This is a genomic window from Kineococcus vitellinus, from assembly GCF_009906315.1.
GTDB classification, from domain to species: domain Bacteria; phylum Actinomycetota; class Actinomycetes; order Actinomycetales; family Kineococcaceae; genus Kineococcus; species Kineococcus vitellinus.
Genome location: NZ_JAAALL010000206.1, coordinates 1 through 7,860 on the forward strand (window position 1 = coordinate 1; position 7,860 = coordinate 7,860).

The 7,860-nt window shown below is 76.3% G+C and carries 8 protein-coding genes; all 8 read left to right on the forward strand.

Features of this window, described 5'->3' with window-relative positions; translation table 11 throughout:
• A partial coding sequence (locus tag GTQ99_RS16315; RefSeq protein ID WP_205707626.1) for a [protein-PII] uridylyltransferase occupies window positions 1-2,233 on the forward strand: 2,233 nt, incomplete at its 5' end.
• 46 nt (window positions 2,234-2,279) lie between these two features.
• Window positions 2,280-3,866 carry a signal recognition particle protein gene (ffh, locus tag GTQ99_RS16320; RefSeq protein ID WP_166616790.1) on the forward strand — a complete coding sequence of 529 codons (1,587 nt, stop codon included), beginning with the start codon at window positions 2,280-2,282 and terminating at the stop codon, window positions 3,864-3,866.
• A gap of 25 nt (window positions 3,867-3,891) precedes the next feature.
• Complete coding sequence (locus GTQ99_RS16325; protein WP_166616791.1) at window positions 3,892-4,971, forward strand: amidohydrolase family protein; 1,080 nt, start codon at window positions 3,892-3,894, stop codon at window positions 4,969-4,971.
• Between the two features lie 169 nt (window positions 4,972-5,140).
• A complete protein-coding gene (gene rpsP, locus GTQ99_RS16330; protein WP_166616792.1) occupies window positions 5,141-5,536 on the forward strand; it encodes a 30S ribosomal protein S16 in 396 nt (131 codons plus the stop codon).
• Between the two features lie 4 nt (window positions 5,537-5,540).
• Window positions 5,541-5,780: an RNA-binding protein gene (locus tag GTQ99_RS16335; RefSeq protein ID WP_166616793.1), complete on the forward strand. Its 240-nt coding sequence runs from the start codon at window positions 5,541-5,543 to the stop codon at window positions 5,778-5,780.
• Window positions 5,781-5,862: 82 nt separating this feature from the next.
• Window positions 5,863-6,405 (forward strand): ribosome maturation factor RimM, encoded by a 543-nt coding sequence (rimM, locus tag GTQ99_RS16340; RefSeq protein WP_166616794.1) that lies wholly within the window; start codon window positions 5,863-5,865, stop codon window positions 6,403-6,405.
• On the forward strand, window positions 6,405-7,247 hold the full coding sequence (trmD, locus tag GTQ99_RS16345; RefSeq protein ID WP_166616795.1) for a tRNA (guanosine(37)-N1)-methyltransferase TrmD: 843 nt from the start codon (window positions 6,405-6,407) through the stop codon (window positions 7,245-7,247). The genes rimM and trmD overlap by 1 nt, the downstream gene beginning before the upstream one ends.
• A gap of 162 nt (window positions 7,248-7,409) precedes the next feature.
• On the forward strand, window positions 7,410-7,769 hold the full coding sequence (gene rplS / locus GTQ99_RS16350; RefSeq protein ID WP_166616796.1) for a 50S ribosomal protein L19: 360 nt from the start codon (window positions 7,410-7,412) through the stop codon (window positions 7,767-7,769).
• Window positions 7,770-7,860 lie beyond the last annotated feature (91 nt).

Here is a 7,860-nt window from a genome sequence, read left to right on the forward strand (position 1 = left end):
GGCCGAGTCCGCCGACCCCGCCGCCCCCAGCGGGGTGGCGCTGGCGTGCGTGGGCTCGCTGGCCCGCCGCGACTGCGGCCCGGCCAGCGACGTCGACCTCGTCCTGCTGCACGACGGCCGCCGCCTGGGCGCCGACGACGTCGCCGCCCTCGCCGACCGCGTCTGGTACCCGCTGTGGGACCAGGGCCTGCGCCTGGACCACTCGGTGCGCACGGCCAAGGAGTGCCGCGAGGTGGCCGCCGCCGACCTCGCCGCGGCCACCGGCCTGCTCGACCTGCGCGTGGTCGCCGGCGACCGGGGACTGGTGGCCCGCACCCGCGGGCAGCTGCTGGACGACTGGCGCGCCGGCGCCCGCCGCCGCCTGCCGCAGGTGCTGGAGGCCCTCGCCGAGCGCTCCGCGCGCTTCGGCGAGCTGGCCTACCTGCTCGAACCCGACCTCAAGGAGGCCCGCGGCGGGCTGCGGGACGCCGTCACGCTGCGTGCGCTGGCCGCCAGCTGGCTCACCGACCGCCCCCACGGCCCCGTCGACGAGGCCCACACCGTCCTGCTCGACGTCCGCGACGGCCTGCAGACCTCCTCCGGGCGCCCCGGCGACCGCCTCGTGCTCGCCGAGCAGGACGCCACCGCCGTCGTGTGCGGCTACGCCGACGCCGACCTGCTGCTCGCCGCCGTGGCCCAGGCCGCGCGCACCATCGCCGCGGCCGTCGACGTCACCACCCGCCGCGCTCGCCAGTCCGTGCCCAGCCGCCGCTTCCGCGCCGCCGGCCGCCGCCCGCGGATGCGCTCGCTGGGGCACGGCCTCGTCGAGCACGACGGCGAGGTCGTCCTGGGCGCCGGCGCCGAGCCCGCCTCCGACCCCGGCCTGCCGCTGCGGGCGGCGGCCACCGCCGTGCGCGCCGGCCTGCCGCTGTCGCCGGTGACGCTGGAGCACCTCGTCACCACCTGCCCGCCGCTGCCCGAGCCCTGGCCGCCCGCGGCGCGCGAGTCGCTGCTGGAGCTGCTGGCCAGCGGGCCCGCGCAGGTGCCGGTGTGGGAGTCCCTGGACCTGGTCGGCCTGGTGCCGCGCTGGGTCCCGGAGTGGTCCGGCATCCGCAACCGCCCGCAGCGCAACGCCGTGCACCGCTGGACGGTGGACCGCCACCTCATCGAGACCGCGGTGGCCGCCGCGCCGTTCCTGCGCGACGTCGAGCGCCCCGACCTGCTGCTGCTGGCCGCGCTGCTGCACGACCTCGGCAAGCTGCCCGGCGCGCAGGACCACGCCCGCACCGGGGCGCCGCTGGCCCGCGACGCCTGCCGGCGCATCGGCCTGGACGCCGACGACGTCGCCGTCGTCGAGCGCCTGGTCGCCGAGCACCTGACGCTGGTGGACCTGGCCACCCGCCGCGACCCCGACGACCCGCGGACCGTCGCCGCCCTCGTGGAGGCCGTCGACGGCCGCGCCCCCGTGCTGGACCTGCTGCGGGCGCTCACGGAGGCCGACGCGCGCGCCGCCGGGCCGGCGGCCTGGTCGCCGTGGCGCGCCCGGCTCGTCGACGACCTCGTGGCCCGCGCGGCCAAGAGCCTGCGCGGGGAGCAGGCGCCGGGCCCGGCGCCCTTCGACGAGCAGGAGCAGGCGCTGGCGGCCGCGGTCGCCGCCGACGGGCGCACCCGCGTCGGGGTCCGCGAGGTCGACGGCTTCTTCGTCGTCACCGTCGTCACCCCCGACCGCACCGGGCTGTTCGCCGACCTGGCCGGGCTGCTGGCCGGGCACCGCCTGCTGGTGCGCTCCGCGCTCGTGCGCACCCTGGCCGGGGTGGCCGTGGACTCCTGGTGGGTGGAGTCGCCCACCGGCGAGGCGCCCTCGGCGCAGCTGCTGCGCACCGCCCTGGAGCGCATCGTCGCCGGCGACGTCGCGCTGCTGGAGCGCCTGGCGGCCCGCGACGCCCAGACCCCGCGGCCCAGCGGCGGGGTGCGCTCGCTGGTCGCGCACCCGCGCATCGTCATCCTGCCCGGGGCCTCCGAGCGCGCCACCGTCCTGGAGGTGCGCGCCGCCGACCGGCCCGGGCTGCTGCACGCGCTGGGCCGGGCGCTGGCCAGCGAGCGCATCGACATCCGCTCCGCGCACGTGGCGACCTACGCCGCCCAGGCCGTCGACGTGCTGTACCTGGCCGAGGCGTCGGGGGAGCGGCTGTCCCCGCCGCGGGTCGCGATCGCCATCCAGGTGCTCTCCGACGCCGCCGAGGTGCCGGGCTGAGGCTCGCCCCGCCGGGGGCGGTGGTGGGCCCGGTTAGGCTGTGACCGTGTTCGCCACGCTCTCCGACCGCCTCACCGCCACCTTCAAGTCGCTGCGCGGCAAGGGGCGGTTGTCCGAGGCCGACGTCGACGCGACCGTCCGCGAGATCCGCCGCGCGCTGCTCGACGCCGACGTCGCGCTGCCCGTCGTGCGCGAGTTCACCCAGCGCGTGCGCGAGCGCGCCACCGGGGCGGAGGTGCAGCAGAACCTCAACCCCGCCCAGCAGGTCGTCAAGATCGTCAACGAGGAGCTCGTCGGGATCCTCGGCGGCGAGACCCGCCGGCTGCGCTTCGCCAAGAACCCGCCCACCGTGATCATGCTCGCCGGCCTGCAGGGCGCCGGGAAGACCACGCTCGCGGGCAAGCTGGGGCGCCACCTCAAGCACAACGGCAACCGCCCGCTGCTGGTGGCCTGCGACCTGCAGCGCCCCAACGCCGTCAACCAGCTGCAGATCACCGGCGAGCGCGCCGGCGTCGACGTCTTCGCCCCCGAGCCGGGCAACGGCGTGGGCGACCCCGTCGCGGTGGCCCGCGCCGGTCTGGAGCACGCCCAGCGCCAGCACTACGACGTCGTCGTCGTCGACACCGCCGGCCGCACCGGCGTGGACGCCGAGATGATGCAGCAGGCCGTCGACATCCGCGACGCCGTCTCGCCCGACGAGGTGCTCTTCGTCCTCGACGCGATGATCGGCCAGGACGCCGTCGCCACGGCCGAGGCCTTCCGCGACGGCGTGGGCTTCGACGGCGTCGTGCTCACCAAGCTCGACGGCGACGCCCGCGGCGGTGCCGCCCTCTCGGTGCGCCACGTCACCGGCCGCCCGGTGATGTTCGCCTCCACGGGGGAGAAGCTCGACGACTTCGAGCTGTTCCACCCCGACCGGATGGCCTCGCGCATCCTGGACATGGGTGACGTCCTCAGCCTCATCGAGCAGGCCGAGAAGGCCTTCGACGCCGACCAGGCGCAGGCGATGGCGGCCAAGTTCGCCGCCGACGAGGACTTCACCCTCGACGACTTCCTCCAGCAGCTGCAGGCCGTGCGCAACATGGGCTCGCTGAAGAAGATGCTGGGGATGCTGCCGGGCATGGCGCAGATGCGCCAGCAGCTGGACGCCTTCGACGAGCGCGAGTTCGACCGCATCGAGGCGATGGTCCGCTCGATGACGCCGCTGGAGCGCCGCCGCCCGCGCATCATGAACGGCTCGCGCCGCGCCCGCGTGGCCGCCGGCTGCGGGCAGAGCGTCTCCGCCGTCGGCGACATGCTCGAGCGCTTCGGGCAGGCGCAGAAGATGATGCGCCAGCTGCGCAAGGGCATGGGCGGCGGTGGCCTGCCCGGCATCCCGGGGATGCCCGGCGTCCCCGGTGGCACGGCCGGCTCGAAGAAGCAGAAGGCGCGCGTCGCGGCCGCCCAGCGCTCCAAGAAGGGCAAGAGCGGCAACCCCGCCAAGCGCGCGCAGCAGGAGCAGCAGGCCGCCACCCGCGCGGCCGCACCCGCCGAGGGCGGGTCCGCGTTCGGGCTGCCGGACCCCCAGCAGGGCTTCGACCCCGCCGACCTCAACCTGCCCCCGGGCTTCGACAAGTTCCTCGGCGGCCGCTGAGCGCACCGGCCGCGCGGGGGCTGCCGTGGACGTCCTGCACCTGCGCGGGCCGCTGCTCGTCGGCCCGGACGAGGTCGTCGGCCAGGCGTGGGTGCTCGGCGGGCGGCTGACCCTCGAGCGGCCCGCCGGCGCGTCCACGACGCGGCTGGACGGCTGGGTGCTGCCGGGCCTGGTCGACGCCCACTGCCACGTCGGCATCGGGCCCACCGGCGAGGTCGACGACGCCACCAGCGAGGCGCAGGCGCGCACCGACCGCGACGCCGGTGCGCTGCTGCTGCGCGACGCGGGCTCGGCCTCGCAGACCCGCTGGATCGACGAGCGCGAGGACCTGCCGCGCATCGTGCGCGCCGGCCGCCACCTGGCCCGCACCCGCCGCTACCTGCGGGGGCTGGCGCACGAGGTCGAGCCCGAGGACCTGGTCGAGCACGTGCGGGTGGAGGCCCGCCGCGGGGACGGCTGGGTCAAGCTCGTCGGCGACTGGATCGACCGCTCCCGCGGGGACCTGGCGCCGTGCTGGCCCGCGCACGTCCTCGCCGCCGGGGTGGCCGCCGCCCACGAGCTGGGTGCGCGCGTCACCGTGCACCAGTTCGGCGAGGAGGGGGTCGAGGACCTGCTCGCCGCGGGGGTGGACGGCATCGAGCACGGCACGGGGATCACGTCGACCACGCTGGCCGCGGTGGCGGCCGCCGGGGTCGCCGTCGTGCCGACGCTGGTCAACATCGCCACCTTCCCGGGCATCGCCGACCGGGGCGAGCCGAGGTTCCCGCGCTACGCCGCGCACATGAGGGCGCTGCACGCCCGGCGGTACGAGAACGTCGCCGCGCTGCACGCGGCGGGGGTTCCGGTCTTCGCCGGCACCGACGCCGGCAGCGTGCTGCCGCACGGCCTGGTGGTCGAGGAGCTGCACGAGCTCGTCGCCGCCGGCCTGTCCCGCACCGCCGCCCTCGACGCCGCGACCTGGGCCGCCCGGCGCTGGCTGGGCCACCCGGGGCTGGCCGAGGGGGCCAGCGCCGACCTGCTCGTCCTGGACGGCGACCCGCGCGCGGACCTGGGCGTGCTGCGCCGACCGCGGGTGGTCCTGCGCGGGCGCCTCGTGCACGGCTGACGGGCTCGGTGTCGAGACGGGTGCGCGACCTCTGGCACAATGCTGGGTGCACTCGAACGTCCAGGGACCCTCTCACCCCGGTCGTCCGCGTCCTTGAGTCCCACCTCTCGGCGTCCCCACACCGAGCGGTGTCCACTCGCCAGATGAGAACCGGGAGACACCCCACACCGTGGCTGTCAAGATTCGCCTCAAGCGCATGGGCCAGATCCGCGCGCCGCACTACCGCATCGTCGTCGCCGACTCGCGCAACAAGCGCGACGGTCGCGCCATCGAGGAGGTCGGGATCTACAACCCGATGACCCACCCCTCGACGATCGAGGTCAAGTCCGAGCGCGTGCAGTACTGGCTCGGCGTCGGCGCGCAGCCGACCGAGCAGGTCGCGGCGCTGCTCAAGGTGACCGGCGACTGGCAGAAGTTCAAGGGCCTGCCGGGCGCCGAGGGCACCTACCAGGTCCCCGCCGCCAACACCAAGGCTCCGCGCATCCCCGCCGGTGGCTCCGCCAAGGCCGCGCAGGCGCCGGCCGAGGCCCCCGCCGAGGCGGAGACCCCGGCCTCGGAGTCCTGACGAGGTGCTCGCGGACGCTCTCGAGCACCTCGTGCGCGGCATCGTCGGGCACCCCGACGACGTGCGCGTGACGTCCAAGGCGCTGCGGCGCGGGTCGCTGCTCGAGGTCCGCGTGCACCCCGAGGACCTGGGCCGCGTCATCGGCCGGGCCGGCCGCACGGCCAAGGCCCTGCGCACCGTGGTCGGTGCGCTGGCCGGCGGCAAGTCGGTGCGCATCGACCTCGTCGACGTCGACCGCCGCTGACGCTGCACCCACCCGGAGCGCCGGGGTCGCGAACCCGCGACCCCGGCGCTCCGTCGTTCCTCCCCCTACCCCTGGAGCACCCGTGGAGTACGTCGTCGCCCGCATCGGCCGCCCGCACGGCGTGCGCGGCGAGGTGACCGTCGAGGTCCGCACCGACACCCCCGACGAGCGGTTCGCGCCCGGCGCGGTGCTGCGCAGCGAGCCCGGCGGCGCGCGGCTGACCGTGGAGTCGGCCCGCTGGCACAACGGCACCCTGCTGCTCGTCTTCGCCGGGGTCGCCGACCGCGACGCGGTCGAGCGGCTGCGCGACCGGCTGCTGCTCGTGGACGTCGACGAGGACGCCGTCGCCGACGAGGAGGACGACGCCTGGTACCCGCACCAGCTGCAGGGGCTGGCCGCCGTCGCCGTCGACGGCACGGCGCTGGGCACGGTCGCCGACCTGCTGACCGGCAACGCCCAGGACGTCCTGGTCGTCACCGGCACCGACGGCGAGGAGGTGCTCGTGCCCTTCGTCACCGCGCTCGTGCCCGCCGTCGACGTCGCCGGCGGGCGCGTCGTCCTCGACCCGCCGGGCGGGCTGTTCCGCGAGCTGCCCGGCGAGCAGGCGCCCGGGGACGAGGGCTAGTGCGCATCGACGTCGTCACGATCTTCGGCGAGTACCTGCAGCCGCTCTCGCTCTCCCTCATCGGCAAGGCGCAGGCGCAGGGCCTGCTCGACGTGCGGGTGCACGACCTGCGCGAGCACACCCGCGACCGCCACCGCACGGTCGACGACACCCCCTACGGCGGCGGTGCCGGGCTGCTCATGAAGCCGGAGCCGTGGGGCGAGGCCCTGGACGCCGTCCTCGCCGACCCGCCCGCCGCCCCGCCCACCGACCTGGACGCGGACGCCGCGCAGCGCGGTCCGGTCCTGCTGGTGCCCAGCCCCGTGGGCGAGGTGTTCAGCCAGCGGCTGGCCGTGGAGCTGGCCGCCGAGCCGTGGCTGGTCTTCGCGTGCGGCCGCTACGAGGGGATCGACGCGCGGGTGGTGGAGCACTACCGCACGCGGGTCCGGGTGCGCGAGGTCTCCCTGGGCGACTACGTCCTCAACGGCGGGGAGGTGGCCGTGCTGGCGATCACCGAGGCCGTGGCCCGGCTGCTGCCCGGGGTCGTCGGCAACGCGGCGAGCCTGACCGAGGAGAGCCACGCCGCCGAGCACGACGGGCTGCTGGAGCACCCGGCGTACACCAAGCCGGCGAGCTGGCGGGGCCTGCAGGTGCCGGCGGTGCTCTCCAGCGGCCACCACGGCGCCGTGGAGCGCTGGCGGCGCGACGAGGCGCTGCGGCGCACCGCGCGCCGGCGCCCCGACCTGCTGGCGCGGCTGGACCCCTCCCGCTGCGACGCGGCCGACCTGGCCGTCCTGGCCGCCGAGGGGTGGGTGCCCGCCACCGGCGGATTCCGCCCGGCCACCGCCGCTGTGGCAGACTGATCCGCTGACACCACCAACGAGCCGTGACGGCCGGTGACTGCTGCCCACGGGCAGTGGTGGGGCGCGCCTGCCACAGGGGGCGCGCCCGGCCGGGAGCACCGTCACGGGCCCAACGCCTGCACCGATGACCTGTGGCGTCGACAGGGGAGAAGAGCGAGAGCCATGAACGTGCTCGACAACGTCGACGCAGCCAGCCTGCGCACCGACGTCCCGGAGTTCCGCGCCGGTGACACCCTCAAGGTCCACGTGAAGGTCGTCGAGGGCAACCGGTCCCGCGTCCAGGTCTTCCAGGGCGTGGTCATCCGCCGCACCGGCGGCGGGGTCCGCGAGAGCTTCACCGTCCGCAAGGTCAGCTTCGGCGTCGGCGTGGAGCGCACCTTCCCGCTGCACACCCCGATCATCGACAAGGTCGAGGTCGTCACCCGCGGTGACGTCAAGCGCGCGAAGCTGTACTACCTGCGCGACCTGCGCGGCAAGGCCGCCAAGATCAAGGAGCGCCGCGACACCACGCCGCGCGGCTGACGCCAGCAGCCCCGCAGAGCCGGGTCCCGCACCGCGGGGCCCGGCTCTGCGCGTCCGGACCGGCCCGCCCGCCCCGCGCCGCGCGGCGTGG